The sequence below is a fragment of the Curtobacterium sp. MCPF17_002 genome (assembly GCF_003234115.2).
Lineage (GTDB): Bacteria > Actinomycetota > Actinomycetes > Actinomycetales > Microbacteriaceae > Curtobacterium.
Window position 1 is genome coordinate 834586 of the sequence record NZ_CP126251.1, and the last position, 19456, is coordinate 854041.

The following is a 19456-nucleotide window of genomic DNA, read 5'->3' on the forward strand; positions in this document are numbered from 1 at the left end:
TCACCGTTCGTCGTCGAAACAAAATGTTGCCGCGCCCAACATAAGCGGTAGTGTTGGCTGTGGCAAGGACGTGATCGCAAAGGAGCGAGCGGATGGCGGAAGAACGACGCGTGCAGCAACGGCTGCGGGTCGCGATGGTCGGACACGGGTTCATGGGAGCCGCGCACTCACAGGCGTGGCGGACCGCACCGCGGTTCTTCGACCTGGGGGCGGAGCCGGAGATGGCGGTCGTCGTCGGGCGTGATCCCGAGCGGACCGAGGCCGCTCGGAAGCAGTACGGCTGGCAGGCCGCATCCACCGACTGGCGGGCCGTGGTCACCGACCCGGACATCGACGTCGTCGACATCTGCTCGCCGGGTTCGTCCCACGTCGAGGTCGCGATCGCCGCGCTCGAGGCGGGCAAGCACGTGCTCTGCGAGAAGCCCCTCGCCAACACCGTCGCCGAAGCCGAGGCCATGACCGCCGCGGCATCGGCCGCGCGGGCGAACGGCGTCCGCGCGATGGTCGGGTTCAGTTACCGCCGGGTGCCCGCGATCGCGCTGGCGAAACAGCTGGTCGAGGCCGGCCGGCTCGGGACCGTCCGGCAGGTCCGCGCGCTCTACCTGCAGGACTGGCTCGCCGACGAGGACGGCCCGATGACGTGGCGGCTCGACAAGTCGCTCGCCGGGTCCGGCTCGCTCGGTGACATCGGGGCGCACGCCATCGACCTGGTCGAGCACGTCACCGGCGCGCACCTCACGACCGTGTCCGGCACGCTCGAGACCTTCGTGCCCGAGCGTCCCCTCCTCGCCGACGGCGTCGGACTGTCCGGCACCGCGTCGAGCGAGCGCGGACAGGTGACCGTCGACGACGCCGCGTTCTTCCTCGGTCGACTCGGCGGCGGTGCCGCGGACGGTGCGATCGGGTCCTTCGAGGCCACCCGGTACGCCACCGGCCGGAAGAACGGCCTGACACTCGAGATCAGCGGCTCGGCGGGCGCGATCCAGTTCGACCTCGAGTCGATGAACGAACTGCGCTTCTACGACGCCACGGCCCCGGCCGGCGAGCAGGGCTTCCAGCGCATCCTCGTGACCGAACCCGAGCACCCCTACATGGCCGCGTGGTGGCCGAGCGGGCACCTCATCGGCTACGAGCACACCTTCAGTCACGAGGTGAAGGACTTCGTCAACGCGATCGTCGCCGGCACCGACCCGTCACCGTCCTTCGACGACGGGCTGCACGTGCAGCGGGTGCTCGACGCCGTCGAACGCAGCGCCGCCGACGGCAGCACCTGGACGGTGATCTGAATGGCCACGCGTCAGGCACTCGTCGTCCGCGGCGGCTGGGACGGGCACCAGCCCGTCGAGACCACCGACCTGTTCATCCCGTTCCTGCAGGACCACGGGTTCGAGGTCCGGGTCGAGGGCTCGCCCGCCGTGTACGCCGACCAGGAGTACATGGACACCGTCGACCTGATCGTGCAGGTCAACACCATGACCACGATCGCGGCCGAGGAGTTCGCCGGCCTGCAGCGCGCGGTGCTGAACGGCACCGGCCTGGCCGGGTGGCACGGCGGCATCGCGGACTCGTACCGCGACAACGCCGACTACCTCCACATGATCGGCGGGCAGTTCGCGCACCACGCGGGCAAGCACCCGTCCGAGCGGATCGGGGAGCAGTCCGACAACTACGTCCCCTACACGGTGCACATCACGGGCCTCGGGCACGAGCACCCCATCACCCAGGGGATCGAGGACTTCGACCTCGTCACCGAGCAGTACTGGGTCCTCAGCGACGAGTACGACGACGTCCTCGCCACCACCACGCAGGAGGCCCGCGAGTGGGACGCCTGGAACCGGCCGGTCACCGCGCCGGCGATCTGGACCCGGCAGTGGGGGAAGGGACGGATCTTCGTCTCGGCACCCGGACACCGGATCGAGATCGTCGAGTCGCAGCCGGTCCGCACGATCATCGAACGCGGACTCCTGTGGGCAGCACGATGAGCGCGCAGCCGACGCGTGACGACGCAGCCGCCACGCCGCTCCGCGTCGGGGTGATCGGTGTCGGGGTGATCAGCCAGCAGTACTTCGAGCACTTCCCGGCCCTGCCCGACCTCGAACTCGTCGCGGTCGCCGACATCGACGTCGACCGTGCCCGGACCGTCGGCGCCGCCCAGGGGGTGCGGGGCTCCTCCGTCGAGGACCTCCTCGCCGCCGACGACGTCGACGTCGTGCTCAACCTGACGATCCCCGCAGCCCACGCCGACGTCGCCACCCGGGCGCTCGCCGCCGGCAAGCACGTGTACGGCGAGAAGCCGCTCGCGATGTCCACCGCCGAGGCGGCCCCGGTCCTCGACCTCGCACAGCGGGCCGGGCTCCGGGTCGGCAGCGCGCCGGACACCGTGCTCGGGACGGGCATCCAGACCGCGCGCGCCGCGATCGACGACGGTGCGATCGGCACCCCCGTCGCCGCTGCGGTGTCGTGGAGCGCACCCGGCCACGAGCTCTGGCACCCGGCCCCCGCCTTCTACTACCAGCCCGGCGGCGGCCCCCTGCTCGACATGGGGCCGTACTACCTCACGAGCCTCGTGTCGTTCTTCGGACCGGTCGTCCGGGTCAGCGGCAGCGGCACACGGTCCACCCGCGAGCGCACGATCGCCACCGGTCCCGCCGCCGGCACGGTGCTCCCCGTGGACATCGACACCCACGTCGTCGCGATCCTCGAGCACGAGAGCGGCGTGGTCTCCACCGTGACGGTCTCGTTCGAGGTCTGGGCCACGCGCAGTCCGCTCTTCGAGGTGTACGGCACCGCCGGCACCCTCGGCGTTCCCGACCCGAACCGGTTCTCCGACCCGGTGTCGATCGCCACCGCCGACGACCGCGAGTGGCGGGAGCTGCCGGTGTCCGCCGGGTACGCCGACGCCGGACGCGGCTACGGCCTCGCCGACATGGCGCGGGCGATCGCGACGGACCGTCCGCACCGGGCGTCCGGGGCCCTGGCGTACCACGTGCTCGAGGTGATGGAGGCGGTCGCGACCGCGGCCCGCGACCACACCGTCGTCACGGTCGAGTCCACCGTCGAACGACCGGCGACCGTGCCGTCCGGCGCGCGACCGGAGTCGTGGTGACCCGCCGCGGCGGCCGGCCCGGCCACGGGAGCCGCGTGGGCCGACCCGGCCACAGGAGGAAGGAAGCAGCATGACGGAGACGACCCGTGCCTCCAGTCCGACGACGGACCCGACGACGAACCCGACGACGCCGACCCGGCCGGTCACCCTGTTCACCGGCCAGTGGGCGGACCTGCCCTTCGAGGAGGTCGCACGCCTGGCGGGCGAGTGGGGGTACGACGGCCTCGAGATCGCCTGCTGGGGCGACCACCTCGACGTCCGGCGCGCCGCGACGGACCCGGCGTACGTGGCGGACCGCCGCGCGGTCCTCGAGCGCAACGGCCTGCAGGTCTGGACCATCGCGAACCACCTCGTCGGGCAGGCCGTGTGCGACGACCCCATCGACCAGCGGCACGAGGACATCGTGCCGCCGCGCGTGTGGGGCGACGGGGACCCCGAGGGCGTCCGGCAGCGTGCCGCGGAGGAACTGCAGTGGACCGCGCGTGCGGCCGCAGCGCTCGGCGTCGACACCGTCACCGGCTTCTCCGGATCGTCCATCTGGAAGACCGTCGCGGGCTTCCCGCCCGTGCCGCCCGGGATGATCGACGCCGGCTACCAGGACTTCCACGACCGCTGGTCGCCGATCCTCGACGTGTTCGAGGAGGTCGGCGTCCGCTTCGCGCTCGAGGTGCACCCGTCCGAGATCGCCTACGACTACTGGACGGCGAAGCGCACGCTGGAGGTCTTCGCGGACCGCCCGGCGTTCGGGTTCAACTTCGACCCGTCGCACTTCGTCTGGCAGGACCTCGACCCCGCGGCGTTCCTGCTCGACTTCGCCGACCGGGTGTACCACGTGCACTGCAAGGAGTCGGTGAAGCAGCTCGACGGGCGCAACGGCCGGCTGTCGTCGCACCTGCCTTGGGGCGACCCCCGCCGTGGCTGGGACTTCGTCACCGCGGGGCACGGGGACGTGCCGTGGGAGCGGGTGTTCCGCGTGCTGAACCACATCGGGTACGCCGGACCGACGAGCGTCGAGTGGGAGGACGCCGGCATGGACCGGCTCGTCGGTGCCCCGGAGGCGCTGGCGTTCGTCCGGAAGCTCGGCACGATCGCACCACCCGAGGCGTCGTTCGACGCGGCGTTCTCGCGGTCCCGGTGACCGAGGCGGTGGGGCGCGGGGGCGACGCGGCGGGGCGCGACGCGGCGGTGGGGCGCGCGGGCGCCGTCCGGCCGCCGGCCGTCCGGAACAACACCGCGCGGGTCCTCCGGCTCGTGCACGAGGACGGCCCCATCACCCGTGCCGAACTCACCCGACGCACCGGCCTCAACCGGTCGACGACGCTCGCCATCGTCGGTGAGCTCGTCGAGCGCGGGCTCGTGCACGAGGAAGCCGCCGGCACCGGCCCGTCCACCGGGCTGTCCGCCGGGCCGCCCGCCGGGACCAGTGCCTCGGGCGCCGGGCCGTCCGCCGCAGCGGGGCACTCCGCCGCCTCGGTCGGCCGTCCCAGCCCCGTCGTCCGGGCGTCCGCCGACGTCGTCGCGGTGGCAGTGACCGTCGAGGTCGACGCCGTCACGGTCGCCCTCGTCGGGCTCGACGGCAGTGTCCGCGACCGAGCCGTCGCGACCTCCGACGGGCCGCCGACCGCGGCCGAGGCCGTCGAGACCATCGCTGTGCTCCTCGACCGCCTGGTGTCCGCCGGCAGCGGAGGACTCCGGGTCGTCGGCATCGGCGTCGCGGTCCCCGGCACCGTCCGCGTCGAGGACGGCGTCGTCCGCTACGCCCCGCACCTCGGCTGGCACGACGAACCCGTCGCCGGCCCGCTCGCCGCACGCACCGGTCTGCCCGTCCGCGCGACGAACGACGCGAACACCGGAGCCTGGGCCGAACGCCTCTACGGCAGCGGCCGGGGCGTCGACGACCTCATCTACCTCAACGGCGGCGCGAGCGGCATCGGTGGCGGCGTCATCAGCGCCGCCCGGCCCCTCAGCGGCGCAGCCGGCTACGCGGGCGAGCTCGGGCACACCTTCGTCGCCGCGAACGGGATCCGCTGCCACTGCGGTGCCGTCGGGTGTCTCGAGACCGAGGCCTCGCGGGACGACCTGGTGCGGGTGACCGGGGTCGCGGCGGACGACCCGGAGGCGCTCGCCGCGGTCCTCGCCGAACGACGGCCCGAGGTCGAGCGGGTCGTGGACCGGCAGGTCGCCGCGCTCGCCACCGCCCTCCGGAACGCGATCCACACCGTGAACCCCGAGGTGGTCGTCCTCGGCGGGTTCCTCGGTGTCCTGTTCGACCACGTCGGGGACCGTATCGAGACGGCCGTCCGGGAACAGTCGATGTCGGCGATGACCGAGCGGCTCCGCATCGCGCCGGCCGCACTCGGCGCCGACGTCCTGCTCCGCGGTGCCGCCGAGATCGGGTTCCGCGACCTGCTCCGCGACCCCACCACCATCAGTACCAACACGTCCGGCCGCGCCGCGGCCACCAACACGTCCGGCCGCGCCGCGGCCACCACCACCACGTCCGGCCGCGCCGCGGCCACCACCACGTCCGGCCGCGCCGCTGCGGCCGAGGAAGCGAGACCCGCATGACCTCCATCCAGCGCCAGCGCGTCAGCGTGCTGCTCGGCACCCAGGACCTCACCGTCGAGGACCGCCCCGTCCCCGAGGTCGACCCCGGCGACGTGCTCGTCCGGGTCGCCGCCGTCGGCGTGTGCGGCTCCGACGTGCACTACTACCGGCACGGCCGCATCGGGGACTTCGTCGTCGAGGAGCCCCTCGTCCTCGGCCACGAGCTCTCCGGCACGATCGTCGCCGTCGGGGACGGTGTCGACGAGGCCCGGGTGGGCGAGCGCGTCGCCGTCGAACCGCAGCGGCCCTGCCACCGCTGCGCCCAGTGCCTGGCCGGCCGCTACAACCTCTGCCCGCACATGCGCTTCTACGCGACGCCGCCGATCGACGGTGCCTTCGCGGAGTTCGTCACCATCGAGTCCGAGTTCGCGCACACGCTGCCCGACGCCGTCTCGTTCGAGGCGGGTGCGCTCCTCGAGCCGCTCTCGGTCGGGATCGCCGCCGTCCGCAAGGCGCGCATCGTCCCCGGATCGTCGGTCCTCATCGCCGGCGCCGGGCCGATCGGCATCATCTGCGCGCAGGCGGCGAGGGCGTTCGGCGCGTCCCGGATCGTCGTGAGCGACCTCGTCGCGGAACGCCGCGAGCGCGCCCTGCAGTACGGGGCCACCGAGGTCGTCGACCCCACCGTGGTGTCGGTCGCGTCCGACCTCGTGCCGGTGGACGCGTTCATCGACGCCAGCGGTGCACCCCGTGCGGTCTCCGACGGCATCAAGGCGGTCGGCCCGGCGGGTGCTGCGGTCCTCGTCGGCCTCGGGAACTCCGAGATGACGCTGCCCGTCGAGCACATCCAGAACCTCGAGGTCACCGTCACCGGCATCTTCCGGTACACGAACACGTGGCCGGTCGCGATCGAGCTGGTCGCTTCCGGGCAGATCGACCTCGACTCGCTCGTCACGGGACGCTTCGGCCTCGACGACGTCCGCGACGCCCTCGAGAGCGACACCGACCCGGCCTCCCTCAAGTCGGTCGTCTACCCCGGCGGCGTCCCCGCCTGACGCCCGAGCGGCACGGGGCGCGCGCGCCGTGCCCGCGGACGCGGTGCCCGCGGACGCGGTGCCCGCGGACGAACGGTGCGAGGTTCCGGAACCGGTGGCGGCCTGCGGGGCTCGCACCGTGCCCGGAACCCCGCACCGTTGTCGGACTGGAGGCCCGTGGTGACCCCGCCACGGGCCTCCAGTCCGACACGTGCCCCGGAACGGGGCCACCGGCGCGTCACCCGGACGCGCTACGGTTCGCGCATGACGGCTCCACTCTCGGCTGCAGTGCCGCAGCGCACCGACCGGCGCGCGCTCGTGTCCTGGGCGCTGTGGGACTGGGGTTCCGCAGCGTTCAACGCGGTCGTCACCACCTTCGTCTTCAGCACCTACCTGGCGAGCCGGGCGTTCGTCGACCCCTCCCTCGTCGCCGACACCTCCGCCGCCGGGACGGCACTCGTGGAGCGCGAACTCGCGCACAACGCGGCCGTCGTCTCCACCGCGCTGACCATCGCCGGCATCGTCGTCGCCCTCGTCGCCCCCGCGATCGGCCGCCTCGCGGACTCCTCCGGACACCGCCGCCGGTCCGTCCTCATCGCGACCATCGGTGTCACCCTGTCCATCGGCGGCATGGTGTTCGTCGCGCCGAGCCAGCCGTACCTGCTGCTCGGAGCCGCCCTCCTCGGCATCGGCACCGTCGCGTACGAGATCGCGAGCGTCGGCTACAACGCCATGCTCGGCCAGGTCGCACCCGGCGAACAGAAGGGGCGGGTGTCCGCCATCGGCTGGGCGGCCGGCTACTTCGGCGGGATCGTGCTGCTCGTCGTGCTCCTGCTCCTCTGCATCCAGGACTTCGGCGTCCCCGGGGTCGCCGGGCTCCTGCAGCTCCCCGCGACCGTGGCGTCCGGGCAGTGGGACGTCCGCATCGCGATCGGCATCGCCGCCGTGTGGATGGCGATCAGCTCGATCCCGCTGTTCGTCACCGTGCCCGAGGCCGCGCGGGTCCGCACCCGCACCGGAGGCGTCTTCGCCGCCTACGCGGACCTCGGGCGGGACATCGCACGGCTGTGGCGGGAGCGACGGAACGTCCTCGCGTTCCTGCTCGCGAGCGCGGTGTTCCGTGACGGTGTCGGCGCCGTGTTCACCTTCGGCGGGATCATCGCCGCGCAGGTGTTCGGCTTCAGCCCCTCGCAGGTGATCCTGTTCGCCATCGCCGCGAACGTCGTCGCGGGCGTCGCGACCTTCGTGTCCGGGTGGCTCGACGACCGGTTCGGTTCCCGGGCGATCATCACGGTGTCGCTGGTCGGGCTCGTGCTCACCGGGCTCGGCGTGTTCCTGATCGGCACGGCGACCGAGGGCTTCTGGATCCTCGGTCTCACGCTCGCGGTGTTCGTCGGGCCGGTGCAGGCGTCGTCGCGGGCGTACCTCAGCCGGCTCGCGACGCCCGGCCGCGAGGGAGAGCTCTTCGGCCTCTACGCCACCACCGGTCGGGCGGCGTCGTTCCTCGCGCCGGCGCTGTTCGGCGTCGCCGTGACGATCGGCGGCTCGACACGGTTCGGGATCATCGGCGTGGTGGTCGTGCTCGTCGCGGGGCTGGTGCTCATGGCGTTCGTGCCGCGGGAGCCGGCCGCCGCGGGGCCGTTCCGCGCGTAGGGAGCGGTTCCGCGCGTCGGGTGTCGTTCCGCGCGTAGGTTGTCGTTCCGCGCATAGGAGGCCGAATCGCTCGTAGGAGGTCGAATCGCTCGTAGGAGGTCGTTCTTCCCGACCCCCTATGCGCGAATCTGCCTTCCACTTCGGTCGTGATGGGCAAGATCGCTTGCCCACCTGCTCCGCCAGTCCGACGGTCCGCCAGTCCGTCCGTTCCGCGTCCCTCCGGCCTGGAGGCGCGGCTCGTCTTCCCCTCCACAGGTGCGGTTCTGCGCACGGTTGCGCACAGGGCCGTGGTTCGGTCCGTCTCCACCCGGTCGCGTGCGCCAGGATGGACCCATGACCGACCAGCGGATCGCCGTCGTCGTCCTCGCCGCCGGGCAGGGCACACGCATGAAGTCGTCCACCCCGAAGGTGCTGCACCGCCTCGCCGGCCTGCCGCTCATCGCCCACGTGCTGCGGACGGCGTCGTCCCTCAGCCCGGAGCACGTCGCGGTCGTCGTCCGGCACGAGCGCGAGCGGGTCGCGGCCGAGGTCGTCGAGCGCGCGCCCGACGCGATCGTCGTCGACCAGGACGACATCGCCGGCACCGGTCGTGCGGTCGAGGTCGCCGTCCAGGCACTTCCCGCCGACTTCGACGGTGCCGTCGTGGTGCTCTCCGGCGACGTCCCGCTGCTCGACGCCGACTCGCTCCGTCGCCTCGTTGACGCGCACGTCGGCGGTGCACACGCCGTCACGCTCGTCAGCGCCATCGCTCCGGACCCCACCGGTCTCGGCCGGGTCGTGCGCGGTGTCGACGGTGCGTTCGTCGGCGTCGTCGAGCACAAGGACGCCACCGCCGAGCAGCTCGGCATCACCGAGACGAACGCAGGCATCTACGCGTTCGACGTCACGCAGCTCCGCGCGGTGCTGCCGTCGTTGACCACGGCGAACGCCCAGGGCGAGAAGTACATCACCGACGCGCCGAGCCTCATCGCCGGCCGCGGCGGCCTGGTCGACGTGGTCACGCTGACCGATCCGTGGCTCGTCGCGGGGATCAACGACCGCGCGCAGCTCTCCGATGCCGCACGGGAGCTCAACGCCCGCATCGTCCGCCGTCACCAGCTCGCCGGTGTCACCGTGCAGGACCCGGCCACGACGTGGATCGACCTCGACGTGTCGATCGAGCCCGACGCCGAGATCCTCCCCGGAACGCAGCTCATCGGCGCCACCGCGATCGCAGCCGGTGCCGTCGTCGGTCCGGACACCACCCTCCGCGACACCGAGGTCGGTGCCGGAGCCGTCGTGAACCGCGTCGACGCCACACTCGCCGTGATCGGCGACGGCGCCTCCGTGGGGCCGTTCGCCTACCTGCGGCCGGGCACGATCCTGGGCGACCAGGGCAAGATCGGCACCTTCGTCGAGACGAAGAACGCGAAGATCGGCCGGGGCAGCAAGGTTCCCCACCTGTCCTACATCGGCGACACCGAGGTGGGTGAGGACTCGAACATCGGGGCGAACACGATCACCGCGAACTACGACGGCGTCAACAAGCACCGGACCGAGGTCGGGTCGAACGTCCGTACAGGCTCGCACAACGTGTTCGTCGCCCCGGTTAGGATTGGTGACGGGGCGTACACCGGCGCGGGTACGACCGTCCGCAAGGACGTACCGGCCGGGTCGCTGGCCATCAGCTACGCCCCACAGCGCAACACCGACGGATGGGTCGAGCAACACCGGCCCGGTTCGCCGGCGGCCGAGGCTGCTCGGCGCGCGAACGGCGAATAGAACACGGCGACCACCCGTCGCCGACATCGACCCCGCGCGGGTCAGGGAGTGAGCACCGCACTTGTCCGGAATCAAAACGACCGGCCAGAAACGACTCGTCCTCGTCTCAGGGCGAGCACACCCGGCGCTCTCCGCCGAGATCGCCGAAGAACTCGGTGTCGAGCTCGTCCCGACCGATGCCCGGACCTTCGCGAACGGTGAGCTCTACACCCGCTTCGACGAGTCGGTCCGCGGCTGCGACGCGTTCGTCATCCAGTCGCACACGGCGCCGATCAACGAGTGGCTCATGGAGCAGCTCATCATCGTCGACGCCCTGAAGCGCGCCTCGGCGAAGCGCATCACCGTCGTCGCGCCGTTCTACCCGTACGCCCGTCAGGACAAGAAGGGCCGCGGGCGTGAGCCGATCTCGGCCCGTCTCGTCGCCGACCTGTTCAAGGCCGCCGGTGCCCACCGCATCATGAGCGTCGACCTGCACGCCGCGCAGATCCAGGGTTTCTTCGACGGCCCCGTCGATCACCTGTTCGCGATGCCCGTGCTGCTCCAGCACTTCCAAGAGATCCTCGACCCCTCGACGCTCACCGTCGTCTCGCCGGACATGGGCCGCGTGCGGGTCGCCGACATCTGGTCCGAGAAGCTCGGCGCGCCCCTCGCCATCATCCACAAGCGTCGCGACCCGCTCGTCCCGAACCAGGTGACCGTGCACGAGATCGTCGGTGACGTCTCCGGTCGCGTGTGCCTGCTCGTCGACGACCTCATCGACACCGGCCGCACCATCGCGAAGGCGGCGGAAGCGCTCAAGGAAGCCGGCGCCACCGGCGTCGTCGTCGCCGCGACGCACGCCGTGTTCTCGGACCCCGCGACCGAGCTGCTGCAGAGCGAGTTCATCGACCGGGTCGTCGTCACGGACACGCTGCCCGTGCCGGAGGACAAGCGCTGGGACCGGCTCGAGGTCCTGCCGATCGCTCCGCTCATCGCCCGCGCCATCCACGAGGTCTTCGACGACGGCTCCGTGACGTCGATGTTCGACGGTGCTGCTTGACCTCACCCGCGCGTGACGCGCTCGCGGCCCGGCTCCGGGCCGCGGGCAGCGTCTTCGCCGAGGACGAGGCAGACCTCCTGCTCGAAGCCGGCGACGGGGATCCGGCACGCCTTCGCTCGCTCGTGCAACGACGCCTGGGCGGCGAACCCCTCGAGTACGTCCTCGGATGGGCGGCGTTCGACGGGCACCGCATCCGCGTGACGCCCGGTGTCTTCGTGCCACGTGCCCGGACGACCGTCGTCGTCGACCAGGCTGCTCGCCGACTGCAGCGGTACGACCGCGTCGTCGACCTCTGTTGCGGGGCGGGAGCGATCTCGGTGGCGTTGCTCGGTCGCGTCGGAGCCCTCGACCTCGTGGCGTCCGACATCGACCCGGACGCGGTGAGCGCCGCGGCGGAGAACATCGGCGACCGCGGCATCGTCGTCGAGGGTGATCTGTTCGCGCCCCTGCCGGATCGGTTCCGTGGCGTGGTGGACGTCATCGCCGTGAACGCGCCGTACGTGCCCACGTCGTCGATCGCGATGATGCCGTCCGAAGCTCGTGACCACGAACACCGGGTCGCGCTCGACGGCGGCTCCGACGGGCTCGATCTGCACCGGCGCATCGCCGCGGGTGCGGGGGAGTGGCTCCGGCGGGGCGGCTCCGTCGTGATCGAGGTGTCGGTGGCCCAGGCTGCCGAGTCCGTTGCGGTGTTCGAGGCATCCGGGTTCGCCGCGTCGGTGGAGTCCGACGACGACGTCGACGGCACCTGCGTCGTGGCGACCCGCGCGGACTGACCGCCGGCGCCGGCGCCCGCGCAGCCGAGACGCCTCGCGCTGCCGAGCGGCCGTCACGCTGCCGAGACGCCGTCACGCTGCCGGGACACCGTCACGCTGCCGGGACACCGTCACGCTGCCGGGACACCGCGCGGCCGCCGAGACACCGTGCGATCCGGCGGTGCCTCGCACCCGACACGGCACCTCGCGGCCGACGCGATGCCTCGCGCCCCCGGCCGGCCGCCCGCGCGCTCCCGAAGCGGCCCGCCCGGAGCAGCCTGCCGACGCAGCACCCGCCCGTCAGGACGCGCGCACCTCGACCGTGTGCCACCCCGACGCCCCGTTCGGCGCCGGCGGCCGCTCGACACTCGTCTGGACCTCGCCATCGGCACTCGTGGCACGCACCTGGATGCGGTGTGACCCCTTCGTCGGCGTCCACCGGTACACCCACTGCCGCCAGGTGTCGGCGGAGACCGAGTCCGCGAGGGTCGCGTCCTGCCACGAGCCGTCGCCGATCCGGACCTGGACACCCTTCACCCCGGTGTGCGGCTGCCATGCGACCCCCGCGATCGCGACCGGCGAGCCGGCCTTCACGGTGGACCCTGCGCGTGGGGTGTCGATGCGGGACTCGACCTTGACGGGACCGCGCTCCGACCAACCCCGGGGCGTCCAGTAACCCTGCGCGTCCGCGAACCGGGTGACCTCGAGTTCGACGACCCACTTCGTCGCGGAGACGTACCCGTACAGCCCGGGGACCACCATCCGCACCGGGAACCCGTGCTCCGGGGGCAGCGGTTCCCCGTTCATCCCGACGGCGAGGAGCGCGGCCGTCCCGTCGTCCTGCAGCACGTCGAGCGGCGTCCCCGCGGAGAACCCGTCGACGCTCCGGGACAGCACCATGTCGGCGCCGGCGTGGGGTCCGGCTCGCTCGAGCAGGTGGCGGATCGGGTACCCGAGCCAGAGGGCGTTCCCGATCAGGTCGCCGCCGACCTCGTTCGAGACGCAGCTCAGCGTGGCGTGGTGTTCCTCCATCGGCAGCGCGAGCAGGTCGTCCCAGGTGAGCTCCACCTCGTGGTCGACGGCACCGTGGATGCGGAGTCGCCAGTCCGCCGTGTCGACGGACGGTACGCGGAGTGCGGTGTCGATCCGGTAGAAGTCGGCGTTCGGCGTCACGTACGGCGTGATGCCGGCGACGTCGAGGGAGGCGCCCGCGGGGACGGCCGGTGCCGAGGTCGCCGGGGACGGCAGCCGGATCGCTCGGCGCGCAGCTGCTGTTGCCTGCATCGCTGATGAGCCCAGCCGCGACGCGGTCCCCACGACCACGGCGACCGCGGCAGCCGCGATGCCCCACGCGAGGAAGGCCCGGCGCTCGGTCGACGCCGGTCGAGGCGCGACGGAGGGCACGGCAGCGGCGGCTTCCCACCGCCGGAGTCGCTGTGCGAGGACACGGAGCACGATGATCGCCGCGGCGACACCGAGCACGGACGGCGCACCGTCGAAGGTGCCGCTGCCGGACCGGGTGCTCACCGCGATGAGCGACAGGACACCCCCGACCGCGAACACCAGCGCTCCGAACGGCGGACGCACCCGCTCGAGGATGCCGGCGGCGGCGCTGACCACGACGACGATGACGCCCATCAGCACGAAGAGCGCGACCTTGTCGCCCGTGCCGAACAGCGACACCATCAGGTCCTTCGCACCATGCGGGGCGAGGTCGATCACGGCGGAGCCGACGGCGATGAGCGGGCTGCCGGCGCCACCGAGGACGAGGGCACCGAGCTCGGCGGCAGCGAAGAAGGACGCGGCGGCGACGAGCCCGGCGGCTGCGGCGAACCACCGTGCCGCCGGGAGGGCGTTCTGGTGGTCCGTCGGCGTCGCCTCGGTCTGCTGGTCAGTGGTCACAGGCTGAGCGTAGGTCGCGGGGACCGGCGCGGGCTGACAACCATGGATTCTGTGGACGGCGAACCGTCCCGGAGGTCGTGGAGGGCGGTTCGGTCGGCGTTCACCGGGCCGCGCCAGCAGTTCACCGGCGGGCCGTGCGAGGATCGGGGTGTGCTGAGGCGTCCCGATCGTGTTCCGCGCCCCGGTCGTGCGCGGCGGCAGGAGCGTCAGCCGTGGTCACCCGCTCGTCGCCTCGCCGTCCTGCGATGGGTCATCGTCGGGGTCTGGGTGGCGCTCCTCACCGCGCGCATCATCGTCGTCTCGCTGTCACCCGGCGCGGACCTGACGTACTTCGGGGTCGCCGAGGTCGCCTCGATCACCCTGGGGTTCGTCGTCATCGGAGTCGCCGTCGTCCGTGCGCAGTCCGTCCGCCGGCGCCGTGAGGACGAAGCGCTCGCGATGGCGATCCGCCGTGTCGACCCGACCGTCTGGCTGGTCCCGGCAGCACCGACGGCGGAACTCCGGACATCGATCGAGTCCGTGCGCCCGGGGGTCTCGCTCGGGCACCGCGTGACCTGGGCGTTCGGTGCGACCGAGGCGTCCCTGTGGGAACTCGAGGACCGCCGTGCCACCCGGCTGCTCGTCATCCGGTGGAGCCGCATGGTGCACGTCGGGCTCGAGGACGTGCAGGGCGACGGTCGGTCCTGGGCGATCGCCTTGCACTACGTCCGGCCGGACGACTCGGCGGCCGTCGCGACCTTCTTCGTCCGTTCGGCACCGGGCTCCCGCCGGATGCTCCGCCGTGGCCCCCGGCTCGAACGGCTCGTCGCCGACCTGGCACGCGAGCGCATCGTCGCCTGACGGCGGCGCAACGGCGGCGCAACGCCGGAGCGACGCCGACGGCGGAGCGACGCCGACGGCGGGAGCGACGCCGACGGCGGGAGCGACGGCGGAAGGCCCCGCCGATCGGCGAGGCCTTCCGGGCGCGGTCGACGCGGCGTCAGTGCGTGGACGGTTCCTGTTCGACCTCGCGGCGGTCGTCGTCGGACCACAGGGTGTGGAACGTGCCGTCCTTGTCGATGCGCTGGTAGGTGTGCGCGCCGAAGAAGTCACGCTGGCCCTGGATGAGCGCTGCGGGCAGGCGGTCGGAGGCGAGCGAGTCGAAGTACGACAGCGCCGACGAGAACCCGGGCGCCGGGATCCCGGACGCGGCTGCGATCCCGACGATGCGGCGCCAGGCGGCTTCGCCCTCGGCGACGGCGTTCGCGAAGTACGGGTCGACCAGCAGCGACTCGAGGGTGGGGTTCTTGTCGTACGCCTCGACGATGCGGTTGAGGAACTGGGCGCGGATGATGCAGCCGCCGCGCCAGATCTTCGCGACGTTGCCGAGGTCGATGTCCCAGCCGTACTCCTTCGCCCCCGCGATGATGAGGTCGAAGCCCTGCGCGTACGCGACGACCTTGGACGCGTAGAGCGCGGCGCGGATGTCGTCGGCGAACGTCTCGGGCACCTCGGCGATCGAGGGCCGCGACTGCACGGACTTCTGGACCGCGGCGCGCTGGGTCGGCTTCGACGAGACCGCGCGGGCGAAGACCGCCTCGCCGATGCCGGAGACGGGGATGCCGAGCCCGACGGCGTTCTGCACGGTCCACACGCCGGTGCCCTTGGACCCGGCTTCGTCGCGGATGACGTCGACGAGCGGCTTGCCGGTCTCGGCGTCCTGCTGCTTGAGGATCTCGCCGGTGATCTCGATGAGGTACGACTCGAGGTCGCCCTTGTTCCACTCGTCGAACACCTGCACCAGGTCCTCGACGGAGAGCCCGCCGACGCGACGGAGGAGGTCGTACGACTCGGCGATGAGCTGCATGTCGGCGTACTCGATGCCGTTGTGGACCATCTTCACGAAGTGGCCGGCACCGTCGGTACCGATGTGCGTCACACACGGTTCACCCTCGGCGACCGCGGCGATCGACTTCAGGATCGGGCCGAGGGTTTCCCAGGCCTCCTTCGAACCGCCCGGCATGATCGATGGGCCCTTCAGCGCGCCCTCTTCACCGCCGGAGATGCCGGTGCCGACGAAGTTGAGCCCCTTCTCGCGGAGGTCGTGCTCACGGCGGATGGTGTCGTGGAAGTTCGCGTTGCCGCCGTCGACGATGATGTCTCCGGGTTCGAACTTCTCGGCGAGCTGCGAGATCACGGCGTCGGTGCCCTTGCCGGCCTGGACCATGATGATCGCGGTGCGCGGCTTCGTGAGGGACGCGACGAAGTCGTCGATGTCCTCCGATGCGATGAACCCGGCGTCGCCGTGTTCCTTGATGAGTTCCTCGGTGCGGGCGTAGGTGCGGTTGTAGACCGCGACCGTGTTGCCTTCACGCGATGCGAGGTTCCGGGCGAGGTTCGAGCCCATCACCGCCAGACCCACCACCCCGATGTTCGCCTGACCGTTGTTGTCTGCCACGTGGGTCTCCTTCGTCCTGACGTCTGGACCTCAACCTACGGTCGGCGGCCTGGAACCGCACGGGTGTTACAACAACTGGGGATGAGTGTTCAGCAGACCAATACTGTGGAGGGATGACCGAGAGCGTTGTCCTCCCGCCCGTGCTCGTGATGGGGGTCTCCGGCTCCGGCAAGTCCACGATCGGGCGGGCCCTCGCCGATGCGCTCGCCGCGCAGGGTGAACCGAGCGTGTTCGTCGACGCCGACGATCTGCACCCCGCCGCGAACAAGGAGAAGATGCGGCAGGGCATCCCGCTCGACGACGAGGACCGCTGGCCGTGGCTCGTCGCCTGCGCGGACCGGATCGCCGAGGTCGAGGCGTCGGGGAGCCGGTGCGTGATGGCCAACTCGGCGCTCAAGCGCGTCTACCGCGACCGTCTCCGTGAGGACGCTCCCGGCCTCGTCATCGCGTTCCTCGACGGTTCGCGCGAGCGCATCGCCGAGCGTCAGTCGCACCGGCACCACGAGTACATGCCGACCTCCCTGCTCGACTCGCAGTTCGCCACCCTGGAGCGTCCGCAGCCGGACGAGGCCGCCGTCGACGTGTCGATCGAGGGTTCGGTCGACGACACGGTGGCGACGATCCTCGCCGCGCTGTCGGTCACTTCCGGCTGAGCTCGGACAGCCGCGAGCGGTACTCCTCGGCGTCGATGTCGCCGCGGGCGAACCGGTCGGCGAGCACCGAGCGCGCGTCCGACCGGGCGCGCCAGCTGCCCCGACGGAGCACCCCGAACACGACGAAGACGACCAGGAACGCGAAGAAGAAGAACGCGGGGAACACGAAGAACGGGAACCCGCCGCCGTGCCAGTACGGCGCGGTCGCTGCGATGGTGGTGAGCATGGGGACCTCCTGAGGTCGGATCGGTGCCGCTGTCGCGACCCTTCCAGCGTCGGGCCTGGAGGCGCGTCACGCGTCCGCCAGGGAGCCCCACTTCCGCCTGCTCCCGCGGTCGTACAGCGGTGCCTCCTCCACAGGCGACTACTCCGGTGGGAGTAGTCCACAGGTCGTGCTGCCGCCCGATGACGCGGGCGGGTGCCGACCCTAGGCTCGCTGCATGGACACCCGACCGACGGCCGCCGATGCGATGCCGACCGACGCCCGCTGGAGCGGTCGCCGTCGGTTCGCGCGCATCGGCCGGGTGCTGCCGGTGGCCGTCGTGCAGATCGTCGGCACGCTCGTGGCCTCGGGCTTCGCGACCGGCGCCGGCTCGGCGGGCACGGTCGGCGGACCACCGTGGGCACGGCACACGCTCGGCCCGGGGGCCGGCGTGGACGCCGTCCAGCTCGGTCCACTCGCCGTCGCGCTGCTCGTCGCCGGGGTCGTGGTCCTCCCGTGGCGGTGGCGATGGCCACGCGGGGTGCTGCTCGTCACCCTCGCCACGACGATCGGCTACGCCCTGGTCGTGAGCCCGCGTGGGCCGTTCGTCGCCGCCCTCACGATGGCACTGGCGAACGCGTGGCTCCGGGGACACCGGGCGTGGGTCCTTGCGGCGGCCGGGCTGAGCAGCGTCGTGTTCCCGACGGCCGACACCGTCCTCGGTCGATCGTCGCTCCTCGACCTCAGCGCGGTGCTGCTCTGCATCGCCTGGGCCACGGTGACGATCGCGGTGTCCGAGCTCGTCCGGGTCCGGCTGGAGCGCGTCGCCGAGCGCCGGCGCCAGCGAGCCGAGGCCGAACGCCGGCGCGCGTCGGACGAACGCGTCCGGATCGCCCGCGAACTCCACGACTCGGTCGCGCACAGCATGTCGCTCATCAACCTGCAGGCCGGGGTCGCGTTGCACCTCGGCTCGGAACTGCCCGAGCAGACCCGCGAGTCGCTGTCGAACATCCGCGACTCCAGCCGCGATGCGCTCGTCGAGCTCCGGACGATCCTCGGCGTCCTCCGCGCCGTGGACGCGCCGCCCGACGGCGGACACGACGGTGACACGCAGGCCGTCGTCGGCACCTCGGAGCGGAACCCGACGCCAGGGCTCGATCGTGTGCTCGCCCTCGTGGAACGTGCGCGTGCGGCCGGGATCGACATCCGGGCATCGATCGACGGCGACCCCGCGGCCATCAGCGGCGTGACCGACCGCAACGCGTTCCGCATCGTCCAGGAATCGGTGACGAACGTGATGAAGCACGCACCCGGTCACCGCGCCGAGGTGTCGGTGACGATCGGACCGGAAGTGGTCGACCTGATCGTCGAGGACCACCCCGGCGGCCCAGGGCGCCTCGCGGGCAGCGGGGACCAGCACATCGGACCGACCGGCAACGGCATCATCGGCATGCGTGAGCGCGCGAACGCGGTCCGCGGCGAGCTGCGTGCCGGTCCGACCACGGACGGTGGTTGGCGCGTGGCGGCCCGGCTCCCCGTCATCACGGCGGACCCCGACGCCCGTGCAGGCGCCACGACGCACGGAACGACAGAGGACACAGCATGACCCTGCCCACCGATGCTCCCGACCCGATCCGGGTGCTCCTCGTCGACGACCAGGTGCTGGTGCGCGCCGGGCTCCGCGCACTCGTCGACGCCGAACCGGGCATGACGGTCGTGGGCGAGGCCGGAGACGGCGATGCCGCGGTCGAGGCCGCCCGTGCCGAACGTCCGGACGTCGTGCTCATGGACATCCGGATGCCCGGCACCGACGGCCTCGCCGCCACGCAGCGCATCTCCGCCGATCCCGAGCTCCACGACGTGCACGTGGTGATCCTCACCACCTTCGAGGAGGACGACTACGTCTTCGAGGCGATCCGCGGCGGCGCGGCCGGCTTCCTCGTGAAGGACACCGAACCGGCCGAGCTCCTCCGGGCCGTCCGCACGGTCGTCGCGGGCGAATCCCTGCTGTCGCCCCGGGCCACCCGCTCCCTGATCGAGGCGTACGCGACCCACGCCAAGCCGAGCTCCCTCGCACCCGGACTCGACGTCCTCACGGACCGCGAACGCCAGGTGATGCAGCTGGTCGCGATCGGTCTCACGAACGCCGAGATCGCGGAGCGCCTCTTCGTCAGTCCGATGACCACGAAGACCCACGTCTCCCGGGCGATGATCAAACTCGGTGCCAGAGACCGTGCCCAGCTCGTCGTCTTCGCCTACGAGACCGGACTCGTCACCCCGGGCTGGCAGGCGTGACCATGCTGCGAACCCAGCCCGTGGTACCGCCACCCGCCTGACCGACGGCGGCGGATGGCAGCGGATGGCAAC

General features: G+C 72.0%; 17 protein-coding genes. 14 read left to right on the forward strand and 3 right to left on the reverse strand.

Annotation, left to right across the window (positions count from 1 at the left end; translation table 11 throughout):
• Positions 1-92: 92 nt before the first annotated feature.
• From DEJ28_RS04070 to DEJ28_RS04115, 10 genes are all read left to right on the forward strand, one after another.
• Positions 93-1286: a Gfo/Idh/MocA family protein gene (locus DEJ28_RS04070; protein WP_111116360.1), complete on the forward strand. Its 1194-nt coding sequence runs from the start codon at positions 93-95 to the stop codon at positions 1284-1286.
• Positions 1287-1982, forward strand: a complete 696-nt coding sequence (locus DEJ28_RS04075) for a ThuA domain-containing protein (protein WP_111116361.1) — start codon at positions 1287-1289, stop codon at positions 1980-1982.
• A complete protein-coding gene (locus tag DEJ28_RS04080) occupies positions 1979-3106 on the forward strand; it encodes a Gfo/Idh/MocA family protein (protein ID WP_111116418.1) in 1128 nt (375 codons plus the stop codon). The genes DEJ28_RS04075 and DEJ28_RS04080 overlap by 4 nt, the downstream gene beginning before the upstream one ends.
• A 70-nt stretch (positions 3107-3176) precedes the next feature.
• Complete coding sequence (locus tag DEJ28_RS04085; RefSeq protein ID WP_258368128.1) at positions 3177-4244, forward strand: sugar phosphate isomerase/epimerase family protein; 1068 nt, start codon at positions 3177-3179, stop codon at positions 4242-4244.
• Positions 4241-5674 (forward strand): ROK family transcriptional regulator, encoded by a 1434-nt coding sequence (locus DEJ28_RS04090; protein WP_258368129.1) that lies wholly within the window; start codon positions 4241-4243, stop codon positions 5672-5674. The genes DEJ28_RS04085 and DEJ28_RS04090 overlap by 4 nt, the downstream gene beginning before the upstream one ends.
• Positions 5671-6708 (forward strand): NAD(P)-dependent alcohol dehydrogenase, encoded by a 1038-nt coding sequence (locus tag DEJ28_RS04095; protein WP_111116362.1) that lies wholly within the window; start codon positions 5671-5673, stop codon positions 6706-6708. The genes DEJ28_RS04090 and DEJ28_RS04095 overlap by 4 nt, the downstream gene beginning before the upstream one ends.
• Before the next feature lie 243 nt (positions 6709-6951).
• Positions 6952-8340 (forward strand): MFS transporter, encoded by a 1389-nt coding sequence (locus tag DEJ28_RS04100; protein WP_111116363.1) that lies wholly within the window; start codon positions 6952-6954, stop codon positions 8338-8340.
• A 333-nt stretch (positions 8341-8673) separates the two neighbouring features.
• Positions 8674-10101, forward strand: coding sequence for a bifunctional UDP-N-acetylglucosamine diphosphorylase/glucosamine-1-phosphate N-acetyltransferase GlmU (gene glmU, locus DEJ28_RS04105; RefSeq protein WP_111116364.1), 1428 nt, complete (start codon positions 8674-8676; stop codon positions 10099-10101).
• Positions 10102-10162: 61 nt separating this feature from the next.
• A complete protein-coding gene (locus DEJ28_RS04110; RefSeq protein WP_111116365.1) occupies positions 10163-11140 on the forward strand; it encodes a ribose-phosphate diphosphokinase in 978 nt (325 codons plus the stop codon).
• Positions 11137-11916: a putative protein N(5)-glutamine methyltransferase gene (locus DEJ28_RS04115; protein WP_111116366.1), complete on the forward strand. Its 780-nt coding sequence runs from the start codon at positions 11137-11139 to the stop codon at positions 11914-11916. The genes DEJ28_RS04110 and DEJ28_RS04115 overlap by 4 nt, the downstream gene beginning before the upstream one ends.
• Positions 11917-12195: 279 nt before the next feature.
• Here DEJ28_RS04115 and DEJ28_RS04120 read toward each other — a convergent pair whose 3' ends face one another.
• Positions 12196-13797: a molybdopterin-dependent oxidoreductase gene (locus DEJ28_RS04120; RefSeq protein ID WP_111116367.1), complete on the reverse strand. Its 1602-nt coding sequence runs from the start codon at positions 13795-13797 to the stop codon at positions 12196-12198.
• 150 nt (positions 13798-13947) lie between these two features.
• Here DEJ28_RS04120 and DEJ28_RS04125 point away from each other — a divergent pair, with 150 nt between their 5' ends.
• Positions 13948-14637, forward strand: coding sequence for a hypothetical protein (locus DEJ28_RS04125; protein WP_146248879.1), 690 nt, complete (start codon positions 13948-13950; stop codon positions 14635-14637).
• A gap of 139 nt (positions 14638-14776) precedes the next feature.
• Here the strand turns inward: DEJ28_RS04125 and gnd are convergent, their stop codons facing one another.
• Positions 14777-16234: an NADP-dependent phosphogluconate dehydrogenase gene (gene gnd / locus DEJ28_RS04130; RefSeq protein WP_111116369.1), complete on the reverse strand. Its 1458-nt coding sequence runs from the start codon at positions 16232-16234 to the stop codon at positions 14777-14779.
• Positions 16235-16347: 113 nt separating this feature from the next.
• Between gnd and DEJ28_RS04135 the strand changes: the two genes are divergently transcribed.
• A complete protein-coding gene (locus tag DEJ28_RS04135) occupies positions 16348-16887 on the forward strand; it encodes a gluconokinase (RefSeq protein WP_111116370.1) in 540 nt (179 codons plus the stop codon).
• Here DEJ28_RS04135 and DEJ28_RS04140 read toward each other — a convergent pair.
• Positions 16874-17113, reverse strand: coding sequence for an SHOCT domain-containing protein (locus DEJ28_RS04140; RefSeq protein WP_111116371.1), 240 nt, complete (start codon positions 17111-17113; stop codon positions 16874-16876). The genes DEJ28_RS04135 and DEJ28_RS04140 overlap by 14 nt on opposite strands.
• A gap of 214 nt (positions 17114-17327) precedes the next feature.
• On the opposite strand from DEJ28_RS04140, the gene DEJ28_RS04145 reads away from it, so the two are divergent.
• Both DEJ28_RS04145 and DEJ28_RS04150 read left to right on the forward strand, forming a co-directional pair.
• Positions 17328-18695, forward strand: coding sequence for a sensor histidine kinase (locus DEJ28_RS04145; RefSeq protein WP_111116372.1), 1368 nt, complete (start codon positions 17328-17330; stop codon positions 18693-18695).
• Positions 18692-19384, forward strand: a complete 693-nt coding sequence (locus DEJ28_RS04150; RefSeq protein WP_111116373.1) for a response regulator — start codon at positions 18692-18694, stop codon at positions 19382-19384. The genes DEJ28_RS04145 and DEJ28_RS04150 overlap by 4 nt, the downstream gene beginning before the upstream one ends.
• Positions 19385-19456 lie beyond the last annotated feature (72 nt).

Excerpts from the sequence above, each read along its gene's own strand:
- DEJ28_RS04075 (WP_111116361.1), top strand. The coding sequence starts at position 1,287 with ATGGCCACGCGTCAGGCACTCGTCGTCCGCGGCGGCTGGGACGGGCAC.
- DEJ28_RS04100 (WP_111116363.1), top strand. The coding sequence starts at position 6,952 with ATGACGGCTCCACTCTCGGCTGCAGTGCCGCAGCGCACCGACCGGCGC.
- DEJ28_RS04140 (WP_111116371.1), bottom strand. The coding sequence starts at position 17,113 with ATGCTCACCACCATCGCAGCGACCGCGCCGTACTGGCACGGCGGCGGG.
- DEJ28_RS04095 (WP_111116362.1), top strand. The coding sequence starts at position 5,671 with ATGACCTCCATCCAGCGCCAGCGCGTCAGCGTGCTGCTCGGCACCCAG.
- DEJ28_RS04085 (WP_258368128.1), top strand. The coding sequence starts at position 3,177 with ATGACGGAGACGACCCGTGCCTCCAGTCCGACGACGGACCCGACGACG.
- DEJ28_RS04150 (WP_111116373.1), top strand. The coding sequence starts at position 18,692 with ATGACCCTGCCCACCGATGCTCCCGACCCGATCCGGGTGCTCCTCGTC.
- glmU (WP_111116364.1), top strand. The coding sequence starts at position 8,674 with ATGACCGACCAGCGGATCGCCGTCGTCGTCCTCGCCGCCGGGCAGGGC.
- DEJ28_RS04135 (WP_111116370.1), top strand. The coding sequence starts at position 16,348 with ATGACCGAGAGCGTTGTCCTCCCGCCCGTGCTCGTGATGGGGGTCTCC.
- DEJ28_RS04145 (WP_111116372.1), top strand. The coding sequence starts at position 17,328 with ATGGACACCCGACCGACGGCCGCCGATGCGATGCCGACCGACGCCCGC.
- DEJ28_RS04070 (WP_111116360.1), top strand. The coding sequence starts at position 93 with ATGGCGGAAGAACGACGCGTGCAGCAACGGCTGCGGGTCGCGATGGTC.
- DEJ28_RS04080 (WP_111116418.1), top strand. The coding sequence starts at position 1,979 with ATGAGCGCGCAGCCGACGCGTGACGACGCAGCCGCCACGCCGCTCCGC.